Source organism: Pseudodonghicola sp. (genome assembly GCF_048268305.1).
Classification (GTDB): domain Bacteria; phylum Pseudomonadota; class Alphaproteobacteria; order Rhodobacterales; family Rhodobacteraceae; genus Pseudodonghicola.
The window spans coordinates 1-17,424 of sequence record NZ_JBLWVT010000017.1; the positions used below are offsets into that span (position 1 = coordinate 1).

The 17,424-nt window shown below is 65.8% G+C and carries 18 protein-coding genes; 9 read left to right on the forward strand and 9 right to left on the reverse strand.

The window, feature by feature from the left end; genetic code table 11:
- The 5 genes from ACN0V4_RS20455 to glmM all read left to right on the forward strand — a co-directional run.
- Positions 1–1,388 (forward strand): putative PEP-binding protein (locus ACN0V4_RS20455; RefSeq protein ID WP_417679587.1); only part of this gene is annotated, 1,388 nt, incomplete at its 5' end.
- 164 nt (positions 1,389–1,552) lie between these two features.
- Positions 1,553–2,194 (forward strand): cell wall hydrolase, encoded by a 642-nt coding sequence (locus ACN0V4_RS20460; protein ID WP_417679589.1) that lies wholly within the window; start codon positions 1,553–1,555, stop codon positions 2,192–2,194.
- 109 nt (positions 2,195–2,303) lie between these two features.
- Positions 2,304–3,233 (forward strand): dihydroneopterin aldolase, encoded by a 930-nt coding sequence (locus ACN0V4_RS20465; protein ID WP_417679591.1) that lies wholly within the window; start codon positions 2,304–2,306, stop codon positions 3,231–3,233.
- A complete protein-coding gene (gene folP / locus ACN0V4_RS20470) occupies positions 3,230–4,231 on the forward strand; it encodes a dihydropteroate synthase (RefSeq protein ID WP_417679593.1) in 1,002 nt (333 codons plus the stop codon). The genes ACN0V4_RS20465 and folP overlap by 4 nt, the downstream gene beginning before the upstream one ends.
- Before the next feature lie 17 nt (positions 4,232–4,248).
- Complete coding sequence (gene glmM, locus ACN0V4_RS20475) at positions 4,249–5,595, forward strand: phosphoglucosamine mutase (protein ID WP_417679595.1); 1,347 nt, start codon at positions 4,249–4,251, stop codon at positions 5,593–5,595.
- Between the two features lie 108 nt (positions 5,596–5,703).
- On the opposite strand, the gene ACN0V4_RS20480 is transcribed toward glmM, so the two are convergent.
- From ACN0V4_RS20480 to ilvC, 3 genes are all read right to left on the reverse strand, one after another.
- Positions 5,704–6,267: a hemerythrin domain-containing protein gene (locus ACN0V4_RS20480; RefSeq protein ID WP_417679597.1), complete on the reverse strand. Its 564-nt coding sequence runs from the start codon at positions 6,265–6,267 to the stop codon at positions 5,704–5,706.
- 145 nt (positions 6,268–6,412) lie between these two features.
- Positions 6,413–7,714: an MFS transporter gene (locus ACN0V4_RS20485; RefSeq protein WP_417679599.1), complete on the reverse strand. Its 1,302-nt coding sequence runs from the start codon at positions 7,712–7,714 to the stop codon at positions 6,413–6,415.
- A 236-nt stretch (positions 7,715–7,950) separates the two neighbouring features.
- Positions 7,951–8,973 carry a ketol-acid reductoisomerase gene (gene ilvC, locus ACN0V4_RS20490; RefSeq protein WP_417679639.1) on the reverse strand — a complete coding sequence of 341 codons (1,023 nt, stop codon included), beginning with the start codon at positions 8,971–8,973 and terminating at the stop codon, positions 7,951–7,953.
- A gap of 133 nt (positions 8,974–9,106) precedes the next feature.
- Here ilvC and ACN0V4_RS20495 point away from each other — a divergent pair, with 133 nt between their 5' ends.
- Together ACN0V4_RS20495 and ACN0V4_RS20500 are read left to right on the forward strand one after the other, a co-directional pair.
- Positions 9,107–9,562, forward strand: a complete 456-nt coding sequence (locus ACN0V4_RS20495; protein WP_417679601.1) for an Lrp/AsnC family transcriptional regulator — start codon at positions 9,107–9,109, stop codon at positions 9,560–9,562.
- Positions 9,559–10,017: an Lrp/AsnC family transcriptional regulator gene (locus ACN0V4_RS20500; protein ID WP_417679603.1), complete on the forward strand. Its 459-nt coding sequence runs from the start codon at positions 9,559–9,561 to the stop codon at positions 10,015–10,017. The genes ACN0V4_RS20495 and ACN0V4_RS20500 overlap by 4 nt, the downstream gene beginning before the upstream one ends.
- 18 nt (positions 10,018–10,035) lie before the next feature.
- Here the strand turns inward: ACN0V4_RS20500 and ACN0V4_RS20505 are convergent, their stop codons facing one another.
- The 3 genes from ACN0V4_RS20505 to ACN0V4_RS20515 all read right to left on the reverse strand — a co-directional run bounded on the left by ACN0V4_RS20505 (position 10,036) and on the right by ACN0V4_RS20515 (position 12,265).
- Positions 10,036–11,232 carry a UbiH/UbiF family hydroxylase gene (locus ACN0V4_RS20505; protein WP_417679605.1) on the reverse strand — a complete coding sequence of 399 codons (1,197 nt, stop codon included), beginning with the start codon at positions 11,230–11,232 and terminating at the stop codon, positions 10,036–10,038.
- Between the two features lie 84 nt (positions 11,233–11,316).
- Positions 11,317–11,514 (reverse strand): hypothetical protein, encoded by a 198-nt coding sequence (locus tag ACN0V4_RS20510; RefSeq protein WP_417679607.1) that lies wholly within the window; start codon positions 11,512–11,514, stop codon positions 11,317–11,319.
- A gap of 106 nt (positions 11,515–11,620) precedes the next feature.
- Complete coding sequence (locus ACN0V4_RS20515) at positions 11,621–12,265, reverse strand: pyrimidine 5'-nucleotidase (RefSeq protein ID WP_417679609.1); 645 nt, start codon at positions 12,263–12,265, stop codon at positions 11,621–11,623.
- A gap of 125 nt (positions 12,266–12,390) precedes the next feature.
- Here ACN0V4_RS20515 and ACN0V4_RS20520 point away from each other — a divergent pair, with 125 nt between their 5' ends.
- Positions 12,391–13,044, forward strand: coding sequence for a GntR family transcriptional regulator (locus ACN0V4_RS20520; protein ID WP_417679611.1), 654 nt, complete (start codon positions 12,391–12,393; stop codon positions 13,042–13,044).
- Here ACN0V4_RS20520 and ACN0V4_RS20525 read toward each other — a convergent pair.
- Complete coding sequence (locus tag ACN0V4_RS20525; protein WP_417679613.1) at positions 12,995–14,893, reverse strand: glycosyltransferase family 2 protein; 1,899 nt, start codon at positions 14,891–14,893, stop codon at positions 12,995–12,997. The genes ACN0V4_RS20520 and ACN0V4_RS20525 overlap by 50 nt on opposite strands.
- 157 nt (positions 14,894–15,050) lie before the next feature.
- Positions 15,051–16,217 carry a glutamine-hydrolyzing carbamoyl-phosphate synthase small subunit gene (gene carA, locus ACN0V4_RS20530; RefSeq protein ID WP_417679615.1) on the reverse strand — a complete coding sequence of 389 codons (1,167 nt, stop codon included), beginning with the start codon at positions 16,215–16,217 and terminating at the stop codon, positions 15,051–15,053.
- A 214-nt stretch (positions 16,218–16,431) separates the two neighbouring features.
- Here carA and ACN0V4_RS20535 point away from each other — a divergent pair, with 214 nt between their 5' ends.
- Positions 16,432–16,905 (forward strand): GatB/YqeY domain-containing protein, encoded by a 474-nt coding sequence (locus tag ACN0V4_RS20535; protein ID WP_417679617.1) that lies wholly within the window; start codon positions 16,432–16,434, stop codon positions 16,903–16,905.
- A 19-nt stretch (positions 16,906–16,924) separates the two neighbouring features.
- Here the strand turns inward: ACN0V4_RS20535 and ACN0V4_RS20540 are convergent, their stop codons facing one another.
- Entirely contained in the window at positions 16,925–17,404 is a 480-nt protein-coding gene (locus ACN0V4_RS20540) for a DUF2244 domain-containing protein (RefSeq protein WP_417679619.1), read from the reverse strand.
- Positions 17,405–17,424 lie beyond the last annotated feature (20 nt).

Here is a 17,424-nt window from a genome sequence, read left to right on the forward strand (position 1 = left end):
AGGCCTGCATTCTGGTCCGTCGCGAGACCGCGCCGGAGGATGTGCGCGGCATGCACGCGGCCGCAGGCGTTCTGACCGAAAAGGGCGGCATGACCAGCCACGCGGCGGTGATCGGTCGCGGTCTCGGGCTGCCCTGCATCGTCGGCGCCTCCGAGCTGACCTTCAACACCCGCGACAAGATGCTGATCACGCCTGACCGGCGCGTCCTGCGCGAGGGCGATGTGATCACCATCGACGGTAGTTCCGGCGAAGTCCTCGCCGGGGAGCCCGAGATGCTGGAGGCGGCGCTGGACGATGCCTTCCAGACGCTGATGAGCTGGGCCGACGCCGAGCGCGATATCGGCATCCGGGCCAATGCCGACACCCCGGCCGACGCCCGCACCGCGCGCAACTTCGACGCCCAGGGGATCGGGCTCTGTCGTACCGAGCACATGTTCTTCGAACAGGGCCGGCTGACCGTCATGCGCGAGATGATCTTTGCCGAGACGAGTTCCGGCCGCGCCGAGGTGCTGAGCCGGCTGCTGCCGATGCAGCGAGACGATTTCATCCAGCTTTTCAAGATCATGGAGGGCAGGCCCGTCTGTATTCGCCTGTTCGATCCGCCGCTGCATGAATTCCTGCCGGCCAGCCGGACCGGCCAGCGCGAACTGGCCGAGGCGCTGGATCTGCCGGTCTCCGACGTGACCCGGCGGATCGAGGCGATGGCGGAATACAACCCCATGCTGGGGCTGCGCGGCGTGCGGCTGGGGGTGACGGTTCCCGAGATCTACGAGATGCAGGCGCGCGCCATCTTCGAGGCGGCGCTGGCGATGCGCGCAAGCGGTGAGCCTGTGGTGCCCGAGATCATGATCCCGCTGGTTTCCGCCAAACGCGAGGTCGAGCTGATCAAGGCCAGGATCGAGGCTGTCGCCGCCACCGTGCGCGCCCAGCATGGGGCGGAGTTCGCCTATCGGCTGGGGGTGATGGTGGAAACCCCGCGGGCGGCTTTGCGGGCGGCGGAAATCGCGCCCTATGTCTCCTTCCTCAGCTTCGGGACCAATGACCTGACGCAGATGACCTATGGTCTGTCGCGGGACGACGCCGGCCGCTTCATGTCGGATTACGTGCGCAAGGGGGTGTTCAACGAGGATCCCTTCCATGTCCTCGATACCGACGGGGTGGGGGAGCTTCTGAAACTTGGCGCAGACCGTGGGCGGGCCGCGCATCCCGGCTTGACTGTCTCGATTTGCGGCGAGCATGGCGGCAACCCCGAATCGATCGAATTCTGCCGTGAGGCGGGGTTCGATTATGTCTCTTGTTCGCCCTTCCGGGTTCCTGTAGCTCGGCTGGCAGCCGCTCAACTCGCCATCGCGGCGAAGACCGGTCTGAACGCGGCGAAGAAGCCGTAAATAAAGGTTTTTTTTGCCAGACGCCTCTGGCAGCCTCTCCTCTCAAGCGTTTGTAAACTGCCCTTGATTTGGGCGGAGGTAGATCTTTTTTACTTTGTAGGTTAAGGGGTCCCCTGCGCCAGCCTGAAAAAGGCGGGTGCGAGAGACTGCTTAACGGGGTAAAGATGAACCGAGTTTTGGCTGTTGCCGTCATAATCCTTGCGGCCTTATCGCCGCTTTCTGTGTCGGCCGAAACCGGTCTGAAAAGTCTGTTCCAACGCGAACAATCCACCCTCGGCGCGATGCCGAACCAGCAGCTCAAGTCCTTTCTGACCGCCTCTCGCGGCAAGCAGGGCAAGGCGCCTTCCTTCAGCTTCACCCGTGATTGGCTCGATGCCCAGCCGGAGCCCGAGGGCGGCGACAATTGGCGCTGCCTGTCCGAGGCCTTGTATTTCGAGGCGCGCGGCGAGACGGTCAAAGGCCAGTTCGCCGTCGCCGAGGTGATCATGAACCGGGTCAAAAGCGGCCGCTATCCCGACACGCTGTGCGGTGTGATCCGCCAGGGCACCGGCAAGCGCTATCAGTGCCAGTTCACCTTCACCTGCGATGGCCGCGCCGAGGTGATCAGCGAACAAGAGGCCTTCGAGCGGGTTTCGAAAGTGGCGCGGGCGGTGATGGACGGCTATGCCGGCGATCTGACCAATGGCGCCACCCATTACCATACGCTGGCCGTCAAACCGAGCTGGGCCAGCGCCTATACGCCGACCACCAAGATCGGTGAGCATATCTTTTACCGCCAGCACTATCGCACCGCGTCGAGCGAGTGACGACCGGCGACGGTTTCGGCCGCTGGTACGCCGCGTCCAGGCCTGTTAGAAGGGCGCCGTCAGCGTAGGTTTCGCTGATCCAGGACCCAAGACCAAAGGCCGCAAGCCCATGAGCACCGAAATCCGTCTCGCCTTCGCGCATCCTTCTGAACGGGCGCGGGCCACAGCGCCGGGCGGGCCGCTCGACCGCATTTCGTTGCGCGATCACGTGGTCGAGGTTGAGATCGGCGCCTTTCAGGCTGAACGCGGGACGACCCAGCGGCTGTCCTTCAATGTGGTGGTCGAGGTCGAACCGCTGACCGGCCCGATCGACGACGACGTCGACCGCATCCTGTCCTATGACAAGGTGACCGAGGCGATCGAGCACGAGCTGAAGGCCGAACGGCTGAACCTTCTGGAAACCCTGGCCGAGCGGATCGCGGAACGCATTCTGCTTGAACCTCAGGCGGTAAGGGCTTTCGTTCGCATCGAAAAGCTTGATCGCGGCCCGGGTGCGCTGGGGGTGGAGATCGTCCGGGCCCGCGATCAGCTTGCCCATGGGCAGCTCATTCCGCCAGAGGACGACCGGCCGCATCCGCGCCTGGTCTATCTGTCGAATGCCGCCATCGCGTCGGAGAACCTGTCAGGCTGGCTCGACCAGCTCGGGGCCGGCGACCGGCCGCCGGTTCTCTGTGTCGGGGCGCCGGTGACGCCGGCGCCGCAAAGCCACCACCGGATGACCCAGCGGCGGATTGATCTGCTGGCCATCGAACAGAATGCCTGGGTGCTGGCCGCCCGCGATCCCCGTTGCGTGGTGGTGGAGACCCGGACCGAGCTTGACTGGGCGATGCGGCATGGCCAGATCAGCGTCTGGGCACCGTCGAAGATCGTGCTCGATGCGGTCGACGGCCCCTCGGCCCAGCCGGGCGACGCCGTGGCCCTGGCCGCCTGGTTCGCCGCCACCTTCGCCGCCGGCGAGATGCTGGTGATTGGCGCCACCTTGCCGGAGGGGGCGGGGGTTCCGTTGCGGGCCCTGTCGGTGGAGCAGACGACCCTATGACCTTTTATTACCGCCCCCTGGTCCAGCATGGACCGGCGCGCCCGGATGATGCCGTGCCTCTGGCCGGCGGCCCGATGTGGTTCACCCATGTCGAGGCCCTGGCGCGCGGGAGGACGCCGCAGGTGATCCCGGTCGAGGAGGTGCCCGACCATCAGCTTGAACCGCTGGTGGCGCCGCGCGCCCCGGTTGCCGGATTGGCGATGGACCGGCCGCGGATCATGGGGATCCTGAATACCACGCCCGACAGCTTTTCCGACGGTGGCCGCCACAATGGCCCGGAACAGGCGCTGGCCCATGCCCGCGCGATGATCGCGGCCGGGGTCGACATGATCGACATCGGCGGGGAATCCACTCGCCCCGGCGCCGCCGAGGTGCCGGTGGAGGAGGAGATCGCCCGTACCGCCCCGGTGATCGCCGCCATTCGCGCCATCAGCGCGGTGCCGATCTCGATCGACACCCGCAAGGCGCCGGTGGCGCAGGCGGCGCTGGAGGCGGGCGCCGATCTGGTCAACGATGTCGCGGGCTTCACCTTTGATCCGGCGCTGGCGCCGCTCTGCGTGTCGCGTTCGGTTCCGGTCTGCCTGATGCATTCCCAGGGCGAGCCTGAGACGATGCAGCAGGATCCGCGCTATGACGACGTGCTGCTGGATGTCTATGACTTTCTGGCCGAGCGGATCGTCCTGCTCGAGGCGGCGGGGCTTGCGCGCGAATTGATCGTGACCGATCCCGGCATCGGTTTTGGCAAGACGCGGGAGCATAACCTGGCGCTGTTGCGCGGGCTGGCGCTGTTTCACGGGTTGGGCTGCCCGATCCTGCTGGGGGTCTCGCGCAAGGGGTTCATCGGCGCCATCGGCCAGGAACCGCGCGCCGAGGCGCGCGCGCCGGGGTCGATCGCGGTGGGGCTTGCCGGATTGGCGCAGGGCGTGCAAATCCTGCGGGTGCATGACGTCGCCGAGACGGCGCAGGCGCTGCGGCTGTGGCAGGCGGCGCGGGGATAACGGGGTAGAAGATGGCTGTGAGAAAACTGTTTGGGACCGACGGGGTTCGGGGCAAGGCCAATAGCTATCCGATGACCGCCGACATGGCGCTCAGGATCGGGGCGGCGGCGGGGCGCTATTTCCGCCGCGACCGCGGCAGCGCGCATCGGGTGGTGATCGGCAAGGATACCCGCCTGTCGGGCTATATGTTCGAAAACGCGCTTACCGCCGGGCTGACCTCGACGGGGATGAACGTGCTGCTGCTGGGCCCGGTGCCGACGCCCTGCGTCGGGCTGATGACCCGGTCGATGCGCGCCGATCTGGGGGTGATGATCTCGGCCAGCCACAACCCGGCCGAGGACAATGGCATCAAGTTCTTCGGCCCCGACGGCTTCAAGCTGTCGGATCAGGCGGAGATCGAGATCGAGGCGCTGATCGAGGCCGGGGTCGAGCCGGCGCAGGCCGGCAATATCGGCCGGGCCAAGCGGATCGACGACGCCCGGTTCCGCTATGGCGAGCGGGTCAAATCCTCGCTCCCGCGCGACCTCAGGCTCGACGGGTTGAAGGTGGTGATCGACTGCGCCAATGGCGCCGCCTATCGCGCGGCACCGGAAATCCTGTGGGAACTGGGGGCCGATGTGGTGCCGGTGGGTGTCAGCCCGGACGGGAAGAACATCAACAAGGGCTGCGGGTCGACCCAGCCGCAGATCGCCGCGGAAACCGTGGTGGCGCATGGGGCGGATGTGGGGATCTGTCTGGATGGCGATGCCGACCGGGTGATCCTGATCGACGAAAAGGGCCGGGTGGCCGATGGCGATCAGTTGATGGCGCTGCTGGCCGCCCGCTGGGCGGAGGAAGGGGTGCTGACCGGCGGCGCGCTGGTGGCGACGGTGATGTCGAACCTCGGCCTGGAGCAGTTCCTGGCCGGCAAGGGGATCGGGCTCGAGCGCACCGGCGTGGGCGACCGCTATGTCGTCGAACGGATGCGCGCCGGCGGCTTCAATCTGGGCGGCGAGCAATCGGGCCATATCGTGATGACCGATCACGCCACCACTGGCGACGGGCTGATGGCGGGGCTGCATTTCCTGGCCGAGATGGTGCGGTCCGGCCGCAAGGCCAGCGATCTGGCCCAGCAGTTCACCCCGGTGCCGCAGCTTTTGAAGAACATCCGCTTCACCGCCGGTCAGGCGCCGCTAGAAACCGCGCCGGTTCAGGCCGCGATCGCGGCGGCGGAGCTGGCGCTGCAGGGGCGGGGGCGGCTGCTGATCCGCAAGTCGGGGACCGAGCCGCTGATCCGGGTGATGGCCGAATGCGAGGACGAGGCGCTGCTGACGCGCACCGTCGACAGCGTGGTCGATGCGGTCACCTCGGTCGTCGCCGGCTGAGGAAACGGCACGAAAGCCGCTTTTCAGAAACGAACATTCACCCCGGGATTCAGTTTGAATCCCGGGGTTTGTCTTGTGGATTGAATGTGGATAACTGACGGGCTTCCGTCAGCCTCGCAACCGGTGATGCAACAGGATCGGCACCACCAGATCCTCCTCATCCGTCAGGTGACGGTCGAGAAACCGGCGGATGGTGCGGCCCTTTTCCAGCACTTGCCCAGCCTCGTTGGGCAGTTGCGAGGGATCGAGCACTTCAAGCTGGATCATCCGGTTGCCGGCACGGGTGAAGCCGTCGAGCACCCCATCAAGACCGAGGTGATCGCCCTCCAGCATCTCCAGGCCGACGGCAAAGCGGCGGTCGGCGGCCTCCAGTTCGGGAAAGAACTTGCGGTCTTCCCAGGTGTGGTGCCCGCGTAGGCTGTGCACCAGCGCATTGCCGTGCCGGCCGATGCGGCGCAGATAAAGATCCTGCTCCATCTCCTTGTCCAGAAAGCGTTCCGTATCCTCGACGATCACCTCGCCCAGGGCGCGGAAGGTTGCATGGGCCGCCATCCACTTGGCGATGGAGGCGGCGAAATTCGGGTGATCCGGCCAGCTGTCGCGCGGATAATCCCGAAGGAGGGTGGTCAGCTCTTGCGGCAGGCCCTCTCTGGTCTCGATGCTTTGGGTCATCATGGGCGAGGAGGTGGGAGAGGTGTTATCGTATTACAATGTGCGCGGCTGCGGCCCTCACTGTGCGGACCGGGCGGCCGGGTGGCGCGCAAAAGAAAAGGGGCGCCGCCGGGGCGCCCCTTGATGGGAGGTGAGGGAAAAGAGCTTAGACCTTTTCACGCCCCATGGCGAGGATGCAGAGCAGCGTGATCACCGCCGCGCCCAGCAGGTAATAGCCGACATAGGCCATGCCATAGTTGGTCTGCAGCCAGGTCGCCGCATAGGGCGCCAGCGAGGCGCCGAAGATGCCGGCGAAGTTGAAGGTGATCGACGAGCCGGTATAGCGCACCCGGGTCGGGAAGGGGGCCGCCAGCGCGGCGCCGATCACCCCATAGGTCAGCCCCATCAGGAACATGCCCAAGGTGACGAAGGCATAGATGCCGCCTTCACCGCCGGTCGACATCAAGGGCGCCAGCGCGAAAGAGAACAGCGCGATCAGCACGGTGACCCAGATCAGGAACTTGAAGCGTCCGGTCGTGTCGGCGACCTTGCCGGCCAGCACGATGGAGATCCCGAAGATGACCGAGCCGTAGATCTGGATCTTCAGCGCGTCGAGGAAGGGGATGTGGATGACCTTGACGTTATAGGACAGAAGCCAGGCGGTGCAGATATAGAACAGCACGAAGGTGACCAGCGCCACGAAGGTGCCCAGCACCAGGCTGCGCTTGTGGAACTTGAAGACCTCGGCCACCGGCACGGCGACGCGTTCTTCCTTTTCGATGGCCTTGGCGAATTCCGGGGTTTCCGAAATCGACAGCCGCACCCAGAGGCCAAGCGCGATCAGGATGATCGAGCCGAGGAAGGGCAGGCGCCAGCCCCAGGTCAGGAAATCGTCTTCGCTGATCACATGCAGCATGATCCAGAACAGGCCTGACGAGATGAATAGGCCGACCGGCGCTCCGAGCTGCGGGAACATGCCGTACCAGCTCTGCTTGCCTTCGGGCGCATTCTCGGTGGCCAGCAGCACCGCGCCGCCCCATTCGCCGCCGAGGCCAAAGCCCTGGCCGAAGCGGCAGAGCGCCAGCAGCAGCGGCGCATAGACGCCGATCTGCGCATAGGTGGGCAGCAGGCCGATGATGACGGTGGAGATGCCCATGGTCAGCAGCGCGGCCACCAGCGTCGCCTTGCGGCCGATCTTGTCACCGAAGTGGCCGAAGATGACGGCGCCGAAGGGGCGGGCGAAGAAGGCGATCGAGAAGGTCGCGAAGGAGGCCAGCAGCGCGGTCATCGGATCGCTGCCCGGGAAGAACAGCGCCGGGAAGACCAGAACGGCGGCGGTGGCATAGGAATAGAAGTCGAAGAACTCGATGGTGGTGCCGATGAGGCTGGCCAGAAGCACCTTGTGCGGGGCGTTCGGCGGCACGCTCACGACCGAGGTATCGGCGGATGCGAGGGAGGTGTCAGACATGGTTCCGAATTTGTAATTTTGTTTCGTTTTAAGCCGTGGGGAGAACGGCTTTGTTACATCGGGTCGCGTTACGCCTTTGTCGGAGGAGAGAAAAGGCAGCGAGAGGTTCGGGGATAAAATAGGGTAGCAGCATTGCAAGAAATGCATGGCTTTTCCCCAAACGTGAAACGGGCGGGCCGAATGGCCCGCCCGCCGCCGACCCCGAGGGGCCGGGAGGCAGTCTCCGCCTGGGCGGATCAGTTCTTGGACTTGTCGACCAGCTTGCCGGCGGTGATCCAGGGCATCATGCCGCGCAGCTTGGCGCCGACCTGCTCGACCAGGTGTTCGTCGTTGATGCGGCGCGTCGCCTTGAAGAACGGCTGGTTGACCGAGTTTTCCAGCATGAAGTCGCGCACGAACTTGCCGTTCTGGATGTCGGTCAGCACGGCCTTCATGCGGGCCTTGGTTTCCTCATAGGGCAGAACCCGCGGGCCCGACACGTATTCGCCGTATTCGGCGGTGTTCGAGATCGAGTAGTTCATGTTGGCGATGCCGCCTTCATAGATCAGGTCGACGATCAGCTTCATTTCGTGCAGGCATTCAAAATAGGCCATTTCCGGCGCGTAACCGGCTTCGACCAGGGTTTCGAAGCCCATGCGCATCAGCTCGACCACACCGCCGCACAGAACCGCCTGTTCGCCGAACAGGTCGGTTTCGCATTCTTCGCGGAAGTTGGTTTCGATGATGCCCGAGCGGCCGCCACCGATGGCCGAGCAATAGCTGAGGCCGATTTCCAGCGCCTTGCCGGAGGCGTCGTTTGCCACGGCCACCAGGCAGGGCACGCCGCCGCCCTTGACGTATTCGCCGCGCACGGTGTGGCCCGGGCCCTTCGGCGCCATCATGATGACGTCGACGCCGGCTTTCGGCTCGATCAGGCCGAAGTGCACGTTCAGACCGTGGGCGAAGGCGATCGCGGCGCCTTCCTTGAGGTTGTCATGCACGTATTTCTTGTAGGTTTGCGCCTGCAGCTCATCGGGCATGGTGAACATGATCAGGTCGCACCAGGCGGCGGCTTCGGCGATGCCCATCACGGTCAGGCCTTCGGCCTCGGCCTTCTTGGCGCTGGCCGAGCCTTCGCGCAGGGCGACGACAAGGTTCTTGGCGCCCGAGTCGCGCAGGTTCAGCGCATGGGCGTGGCCTTGCGAGCCATAGCCCAGGATGGCCACTTTCTTGTCCTTGATCAGGTTGATGTCGCAATCGCGATCGTAATAGACGCGCATGGATTTGCTCCGGTATTTGGGTTGACGTTGCACAAGATGCGCCTGTCGCCCCGGATAATCAGCATGAAAATTGGCATTCTTTTGCGCATGTGTTAGAAAGTCATTCGGCAAATATCGAATATTTGGAAAAGTCATGCTTGATGACACCGATCGGCGTTTATTGCGTCACCTGCAGGCGGATCCCACGCAATCGGTGGCCGATCTGGCGCGCGCCTCGGGTGTGGCGGCGTCTAAGGCCTATAAGCGGCTGGAACGGATGGAGACGCTGGGGGTGCTCAAGGGCCAGCGCGCGGTGATCGACTGGCATGCGCTGGGCTATGCGGTCGAGGTGTCGCTGCGCATCAGCCTGGACAAGACCGAGCCGCAGGCCTTCGACCGGTTCATCGCCGCCGCCCGCGAGGTGCCCGAGGTGGCCGAGATCCAGACCTTTCTGGGCCGCGTCGACGTGCGGCTGACCGTGCTCGCCCGCAACATGCCGCATTATCAGGAGCTTTACCGCAGCCGCATCCTGACGCTGCCGCATATCACCGAGATCGAGGCGCTGATGCATGTGGCCACGATCAAGGATGTTGAGGCATTGCCGCTGTGATCGACCTGGACGATACCGACCGCGCCATCCTGCGGGCCTTGCAGGAGGATGCGACGCTGAAGGCGGCGGAACTGGGGCGGCGGCTTGGGGTCAGCCAGCCGGTCGCCTGGCGCAGGGTTCGGCGGCTGGAGGAGGCGGGGGTGATCAAGGGGCGCCGGCTCGATCTCGACCGCGAGGCCCTGGGTTTTGGCGTGACGGTGTTTCTGGGCATCAAGCTGGCCACCCACGGGCGGGTTAGCCTGGCCGATTTCGAACGCGCGGTGACGGCGATTCCCGAGGTGCTGACGGTGCAGCACGTGCTTGGCCGCTATGACTATCGGCTGCGCGTGGTGGCGCATGACCTGGCCGATTTCGAACGGGTGCTGCGGCGCCGGATCATGACCCTGCCCGGGGCGGGCGAGGTCGAGGCCAATGTGGTGCTGAGCGAGGAGCGGCGGCCGGGGCCGATCGGCTGAGGCCCCGACAACGGGCGTTCAGTGAACGCCCAGGCCCATCTGCATCAGCGTCCGCCGCACCGGGGCCAGCGAATAAAGCGCGCTGAGGCCGGCGGCGCGCAGGTCGCGCAGCGGCCGCAGTTCGATCATCGAGGCGCGGTTCAGCATGTCGATGCCGCGCAGCCGCACCATCACCTCGGTATGGCGGGCCTTGTGATAGGCCTCGAGCATCTGCGCGTCGCCCAGACCCTCGGGCCGTTTCACCGCCAGATCGCGCAGCGCCCGCAGATCGCCCAGCGACATGTTCAGCCCCTGCGCCCCGATCGGCGGCACCACATGCGAGGCCTCGGCCATCAGGGCCACCCGCTCGCCTGCCATCCGGTCGGCCCATTGGCTGATGATCGGCCAGACCGTCCGGCGCGAGGCCAGGGTGAGCGGCCCGAAAATGCCACAGGATCGTTCGGTCATCGCCGCCTCGAACTCGGCCGTTTCCAGGCTGCGCAGCTCCTCGGCCCGCGGGCCGCGCTCCATCCAGACGACGGCAGAGGAGGGGCGGCCCTGGTAATCCGGCAGCGGCACCAGGGTGAACGGCCCGCCGGAGCGGTGGATCTCGGTCGAGACGTTATCATGCGGGATCGGGTGGGTCACCGCGAAGGCCAGCGCCTTTTGCCCGTAGCGGGTGGTATGCACCTTGATCCCGGCCGCTTCGCGCATCGGTGATCCGCGCCCGTCGGCGGCGATGACCAACCGGGTATCGACCTTGCTGCCGTCGCTCAGCCCGACGCGGGCCATGTCGGTGCGGGTGAACAGGCTGGTGGTGGCGGTGCCGGGGCGGAAATCGACATTGGGCATCCCGGCCAGATGTGCCGAGAGTTCACGCCGGAGCAGCCAGTTGGGCAGGTTCCAGCCGAACGGCCGGTCCGAGATATCGGCGGCGTTGAAATCGCGCACCACGCGCGGCTCGGGCCGTTCGCCGCCGGCATCGACGATGCGCATGATCTGCAGCGCGGCGGCCTCGGGCGCCAGCCGATCCCAAAGGCCTGCCTCGGCCATCAGCGCCTGGCCGGGTTGCAGGATCGCGGTGGTGCGCAGGTCCGACCCTTCGGCGTCGCGTTCGGTGACCGGCGGGGTGGGATCGACGCAGATCACATCGAACCCGGCCTGTCCGAACACTGCCGCTGCAGTCAGCCCGGCGATGCCGCCGCCGGAAATCAGGATGTCGCAGGTTTCGGTCATGGTCTTCGCTCCGCCTTTTCCTGGGCGCACCCTAGTGCGACCGGGCGGGCAAGGCCAGATGGCATCCTGTCGCCCTGCCGGGTCTCAGCCGAGCGAAACCAGAACGATCAGCAGGCCGACCACCGGCACCAGGGCGAGCGCGGGGATATAAAGGCCGGGCACGCCGAACAGCACGATGGACGCCGCCCAGAGCGCAGCAAAAAGCGCCACGGCCACGAAGATCCAGACGGTGGTCTTGGTGCTGGGCAGGTCGTCGTGATGGGTGTTGGTATCGGCGGACATGGGCGGCCTTTCGATCTTGAATGGGACAGAGAGATTGACCGATGCCTAGGGAATTCCGCCGCTGAGGGAAGGCGCGAATTGTCGCAGCCTCGCCCCGGACGGTCGGTCAGATCAGCTTGGCCAGAAAGCCCGCCAGGTCGTCCGTATGGTGGTGGATGTGTCGGGCGGGCTGCCGCTCGGGCGCGACATGGACCGTGCGCATGCCCATGTCATGCGGCGCGGCGAGGTTGCGCACGTCATCCTCGAACATCGCGGCGCGATCGGGGATCACGCCGTCACGGGCAAAGATCGTCTCGAAGGCGGCGCGCTCGGGCTTGGGGAGAAAGCCCGCGTGTTCGATGCCATAGATCGCATCGAACTTGCCGCTGAGCCCGCGCGCCGCCAGCACCCGTTCGGCATAGGGGGCCGAACCGTTGGTATAGACGATCTTGCGCCCGGGCAGGTCGCCGATGCGGGCGGCGAGATCGGCGTCGGGGTCGAGATGGGCGAGAGAGATGTCGTGCACCACCTCGAGAAAGGGCAGCGGGTCGATATCATGTTCGCGCATCAGCCCGGCCAGGGTGGTCCCGTGCCGTTTCCAATAGTCGTGGCGCAGCTTGTCGGCGGCGGCGCGGTCAAGCTTGAGCTTGTCCATCACGAAGGCGATCATGCGCTGTTCGATCTGATCGAACAGCCGCGCCTGCGGCGGATAGAGCGTGTTGTCGAGGTCGAAGACCCAGTGAGTGACGTGAGAGAAATCGCGTTTGACCATGGGCTTGTCCTACGCTTCGCCGGCGGGGCTGGCAATGCGGCAGGGCGGCTAGCGGCAACGGCAAGCTTGATTGACGCGGCGACCAGCCTGTATGCACGAGGCCGAGGCAACCAGGACCCGAGCGCATGGCAGAGATCAAACCCCAGCAGAAAGACGCCTATTCTCTGATTCTGGAAGCGATCGACGTCGGCATCTACCGACCGGGGGATCGCCTGGTCGAAAGCGAGCTGGCCGAACGCTTCGGCATGTCGCGCACCCCGATCCGAGAGGCGCTGCAACGGCTTGAAACCCAGTCGCTGCTGGAACGCGATGGCCGGTCGCTGATCGTCGCCTCGCTCGATCATAACCAGATGGCGGAGCTCTATGTGGTCCGGCGCGAGCTTGAGGGGTTGGCGGCGCGGCTGGCCGCCCAGCATGCCACGGACGAGGAAATCCGCGTCCTGCGCGAGATGGTGCGCGAGGATGACAAGCTGGTCGGCGATCCGACCGCCCTGGCGCGGGCCAATCGGCGGTTTCACGAACAGATCCATCTGGCCTCGCATAACCGCTATCTGGTGCAACAGCTCGATCTGGTGCATCGCACCATGGCCTTGATGGCGACAACCTCGCTTGCCGCCGAGGGGCGCGGCGAGATCGCACAGAACGAACATGCCGGTATCGTCGCCGCCATCGAGGCGCGCGATGCCGAGGCGGCGGAGAAGGCGCTGAAAGAGCATATCTCGATCGCCTTCATGACGCGGTTGAAGCAGGACGCGGGCAAGCGGGAACGCAATCGCTGATCGTCTCCTCCTCGTCCTCAGGCGCAGCCGTTTCGGGGGCAGTCTGCCCGTGAGAGGTCTTGTCCCAGTAGAAGGGCGATCGAAGCAGTTCGTAAAGCGCCTTGTAGGCCGCCAGCACCCCTAGCGGATAATAGAACGGCAGCGTCAGCACCCAGAGCATCAGGAACCGCCGCTTTGCCCGGGCCACCGCGGCCATGCCGGTGACGATCGCAAGCAATTCTCCGGCCAGGGTCAGCAGCAGCCCGGTGCGCAGCAGCCCGGGCGGCAAGATGCCGGCGAGCGGATGCGGCAGCCCCAGCAGGATCAGCCACAGCGACCACAGCATCGGCGCCAGCAGGAATTGACCGAGGGTGCCGAGAAAGAAGGCCTGCACGCCGAAGAACCGCCAAGCGCCCAGATCGCGCCACAGCCGGAGCGGGCGGCGCATATGCACCAGATAGGTGACCATGAAGCCCTTGAGCCAGCGCGAACGTTGCCGAACCCAGGGCCGGGCGCGGCAGGTGGCCTCCTCATGAGTGGCGGTGTCGATCATCTCGGCCCGATACCCGGCGCGATAGAGCCGCACGCCCAGATCGGCGTCCTCGGTCACGTTGTGGGCATCCCAGCCGCCCAGTTCCTCAAGCGGCGCGCGGCGGAAGAAATGGGTGGTGCCGCCCAGCGGCATCACCAGCCCCAGCCGCGCCAGCCCGGGCAGGACGACGCGGAACCAGGCGGCATATTCTATGGTGAAGCAGCGGGCGCGCCAGCTGGCACGGGGGTTGTAGAAGTCGAGCACCCCCTGCAGGCAGGCGACCTTGGCGGGCGCCTCGGCAAAGCGACGCACCATGCATTCGATCTGATCAGGCTCCGGCGCGTCCTCGGCATCCCAGACGCCGATGATCTCGCCCTGGCAGAAGTCCAGCGCGTAATCCATCGCCCGCGGCTTGGTGGTCAACCCCCCGTGCGCCGGCACCTCGACGATCCGCATCCAGGGCGGCAGGGTGCTGCGGGCCAGTGCCTGGCGGGTGGTGTCGTCATGCTCCTCCAGCACCAGAAGCACTTCGAGCAGCGCCTTGGGATAGGTGAGCCGACCGAGCCGCAGCAGCAATGCGCCGGCGATCTCCGGTTCGCGGTAGAGCGGCACCATGACCGAAACCTTCGGCCATTCGCTGCTCCAGGGTAGGGGGCGCGGGCGGGGGCGGGCCGGGCGCAGCGCCGGATGGGCAAGCAGATCGGCGAGCGTGCCGCCGAGCCGCAGCAGCACGAAAAGCAGCAGGGTGGCCAGGGCCAGCACATAGGCGAGGGCAAGAAGCGTCTTGGTCATCAGGACAAGCGCGATCAGGCCGATCCCCGCGCTCAGCGCCAGAGTGTCCGGCGTCGGCGGGCGCCATCCCCGATAGCTGCAGTCGGGCGGAACACGGGTGCTGGCGGCCTCGGCCAGTTCCCGGGCGAAGATGCGGGCGACGGCCTGCTGGAGCTGGTGCGGATCGGCGAGCACCGGGGCCACGGCGCCGAAGGTGTGGCGCAGCAGGATGCGGTTGCGTTCAAATGCCTTGGGGTCCGATGTGGCGATCATCGTCACCTGGCCGACCCTCTGCCACGGCAGCACCCCCTGCCTGAGCCAGAAGCGCGCTGGCAGCCGGACGGCCAGCGCGGCATCGGGCGCATGGCGCAGGAAGTCGGCCTGGGGGATGCCCAGTTGCTGGGCCAGCGCGGCACGGATGTCCCGCGGGGTTGCCCACCCCTCGGCCACCAGGACATCGCCCAACCGGACGTCGAACCGCCGTTGCAGATACAGCGCCGCGACCAGATGGCCCGGGGAGATGACCCCCATTTCGACCAGAAACTGTCCCAGCGGACGCCGTCGCATCAGCGGCATCGTCGCGGCAAGAGGTGCTGGGATATTCAGCTCTTGCTTGCTCAAAACGCACACCAAACACGCACAAGTTGCGCGAGAATGGCAGAAGGTTGCTTAACGTGAGGTTAACCACCAGCGGAGGTCTCTGACACCCGCTGGGGTGGGGGACTTAGGCGGTCACCTTGCGCGCCGCCATCGCATCGGCGAAGCGTTCGAACAGATAAAAGCTGTCCTGCGGGCCGGGGCTGGCTTCAGGGTGGTGCTGCACGGAATAGACCGGGCGACCTGCCATGCGGATGCCGCAGTTGGAGCCGTCGAATAGCGACACATGGGTCTCTTCCACGCCATCGGGCAGGGTCTGGGCATCCACCGCGAAGCCGTGGTTCATCGAGGTGATCTCGACCTTGCCGGTTTCCAGGTCCTTGACCGGGTGGTTGGCGCCGTGGTGGCCGTGGTTCATCTTGACCGTCTTCGCCCCCAGCGCCAGCGCCAGCATCTGGTGGCCCAGGCAGATGCCGAAGACCGGCAGGTCGGTGGTGTCGAGGATTTCCTTGATCATTGGTACGGCGTACTTGCCGGTCGCCGCCGGGTCGCCAGGGCCGTTCGACAGAAAGACGCCATCGGGATTATGCGCCAGCACCTCGGCCGCGGTGGCGGTGGCGGGCAGCACGGTCACATCGCAGCCGGCGCTGGCCAGGCAGCGCAGGATGTTGCGTTTGGCGCCGTAATCCAGCGCCACGACCTTGTGCTGGGGCGCGGTTTGCCGGCTATAGCCCTCGGGCCAGGCCCAACGCATCTCGTCCCAATGGTAGGATTGCGCACAGGTCACGTCCTTGGCCAGGTCGAGCCCTTCGAGGCCGCAGAAGCCGCGGGCGGCGGCGACCAGCGCCTCGATGTCGAACTTGCCGTCGGGGTTATGTGCCAGCGCCGCATGCGGCGCGCCTTGCTGCCGGATCGCCCGGGTCAGCCGCCGGGTGTCGATGCCACCGATCGCGATGCGGCCGCGGCGTTCCAGCCAAGTCTTCAAGGTTTCGGTGCTGCGCCAGTTGCTGGGCGCGGTCGGATCCCATTTCACCACCATGCCGGCGGCCACCGGATCGGCGGTTTCGTCATCCTCGGGGTTGACCCCGACATTGCCCACATGCGGGAAGGTAAAGGTGACGATCTGGCCGGCATAGGAAGGATCGGTCATGATCTCCTGATAGCCGGTCATCGCGGTGTTGAAGCAAAGCTCGGCCACGGTCTGGCCGGTGGCGCCGAAGCCGGTTCCGTAGAACACCGTGCCGTCGGCAAGCGCCAGACAGGCGGTAGGCTTGGTCAGTGCGGTCTGGGCCATGGCGCGACTCCTATACGGTCCTTACGGTCAAATCTCGGGATAAGTAAGGGGTGCGGCAGGGCGGGTCAAGTCCGCCCAAATTCCACGCAATTTCCTAAGTTTGTTGGAAGTCGTCCCGGTCGCCCGATATCGCCCTCTGGCAGCGGCGGCTTGTCCCCGCCGGTTTCCTTCTATAAGGTCGGGGGCTCGATTCCATGGGGATGGACGGAATAATATGGATATGCGTACCCGGGTCAACGAGGCCCTGAAGCAGGCGATGAAGGAAAAGGCTGCCGCCCGGCTGTCGACTCTGCGCCTGATCAATGCGGCTATCAAGGACAGGGATATTGCGGCTCGCGGCGATGGCGAGGTCAGCAGCATCGGCGATGCCGAAGTGCTGGAAATCCTCGGCAAGATGACCAAGCAGCGGCAGGAGAGCGCGCGCGCCTATGAAGAGGGCGGGCGGCTTGATCTGGCCGAGCGGGAGCGCGAGGAAATCGCGATCATCCGGGAATTCCTGCCCCGCCAGTTGAGCGAGGCCGAGGTCGAGGCGGCGGTGAAACAGGCCGTGGTCGACACCGGCGCCGGCTCGATCCGCGACATGGGCAAGGTGATGGCGGCGCTGAAGGCGCGCTATACCGGGCAGATCGACTTCGCCAAGGTCGGACCCAAGGTCAAGGATCAGCTCTGCACCAGCGGCGAGTGCTGATCTTCAGGGGCGTTGCGGCTCAGCGCCGCAGCGCGGTGAGCAATTCGCGGTAAAGCGCCTCGCGCTCCTCTTCCGACAGGAAGGCGCCGATCTCGACCTCGCGGCCGGCGCCCTTCAGCGTGACGTAATGCGGCACCGGCCCGTCCCGGTCGTGCATCTCGACCTGCGCCCAATAGCGGTTGCAGTGCCACTCCTGGGCGCTGCCATCGGGGTTGTGGCGGGCCAGATCGGCATCGCTGTCGCTGAGGGTCAGAACCTCGAGAATATCGCGGTCGCGATAGCTGCGGGTCAGCGCAAACCAGATCCCGCCCACCGCCAGCAGGATGAAGGGCAGGATCCCCCAGAGCAGCACCGATCCCAGCAGCGCCAGCAATGGCACCATCAGCAGCGCGAAGGTGGCCAGCACGAAGATCCCCAGCCCGCGTTTCGGGAGGGAATTATGCGGCCAGAGCCGCAGCTCCCGAATGCCGGGGGCGGGATCGGTCCATCGGTAGGGCATCGTGAAGCAAGTCTAGCACA

Coding starts and splice junctions, on each gene's coding strand:
- ACN0V4_RS20510 (WP_417679607.1), bottom strand. CDS start 11,514: ATGTCCGCCGATACCAACACCCATCACGACGACCTGCCCAGCACCAAG.
- ACN0V4_RS20535 (WP_417679617.1), top strand. CDS start 16,432: ATGGATATGCGTACCCGGGTCAACGAGGCCCTGAAGCAGGCGATGAAG.
- ACN0V4_RS20495 (WP_417679601.1), top strand. CDS start 9,107: ATGCTTGATGACACCGATCGGCGTTTATTGCGTCACCTGCAGGCGGAT.
- ACN0V4_RS20515 (WP_417679609.1), bottom strand. CDS start 12,265: ATGGTCAAACGCGATTTCTCTCACGTCACTCACTGGGTCTTCGACCTC.
- ACN0V4_RS20505 (WP_417679605.1), bottom strand. CDS start 11,232: ATGACCGAAACCTGCGACATCCTGATTTCCGGCGGCGGCATCGCCGGG.
- ACN0V4_RS20460 (WP_417679589.1), top strand. CDS start 1,553: ATGAACCGAGTTTTGGCTGTTGCCGTCATAATCCTTGCGGCCTTATCG.
- carA (WP_417679615.1), bottom strand. CDS start 16,217: ATGGCCCAGACCGCACTGACCAAGCCTACCGCCTGTCTGGCGCTTGCC.
- ACN0V4_RS20480 (WP_417679597.1), bottom strand. CDS start 6,267: ATGACCCAAAGCATCGAGACCAGAGAGGGCCTGCCGCAAGAGCTGACC.
- ACN0V4_RS20540 (WP_417679619.1), bottom strand. CDS start 17,404: ATGCCCTACCGATGGACCGATCCCGCCCCCGGCATTCGGGAGCTGCGG.
- folP (WP_417679593.1), top strand. CDS start 3,230: ATGACCTTTTATTACCGCCCCCTGGTCCAGCATGGACCGGCGCGCCCG.
- ACN0V4_RS20465 (WP_417679591.1), top strand. CDS start 2,304: ATGAGCACCGAAATCCGTCTCGCCTTCGCGCATCCTTCTGAACGGGCG.
- ACN0V4_RS20525 (WP_417679613.1), bottom strand. CDS start 14,893: ATGCGACGGCGTCCGCTGGGACAGTTTCTGGTCGAAATGGGGGTCATC.
- ilvC (WP_417679639.1), bottom strand. CDS start 8,973: ATGCGCGTCTATTACGATCGCGATTGCGACATCAACCTGATCAAGGAC.
- ACN0V4_RS20485 (WP_417679599.1), bottom strand. CDS start 7,714: ATGTCTGACACCTCCCTCGCATCCGCCGATACCTCGGTCGTGAGCGTG.
- ACN0V4_RS20520 (WP_417679611.1), top strand. CDS start 12,391: ATGGCAGAGATCAAACCCCAGCAGAAAGACGCCTATTCTCTGATTCTG.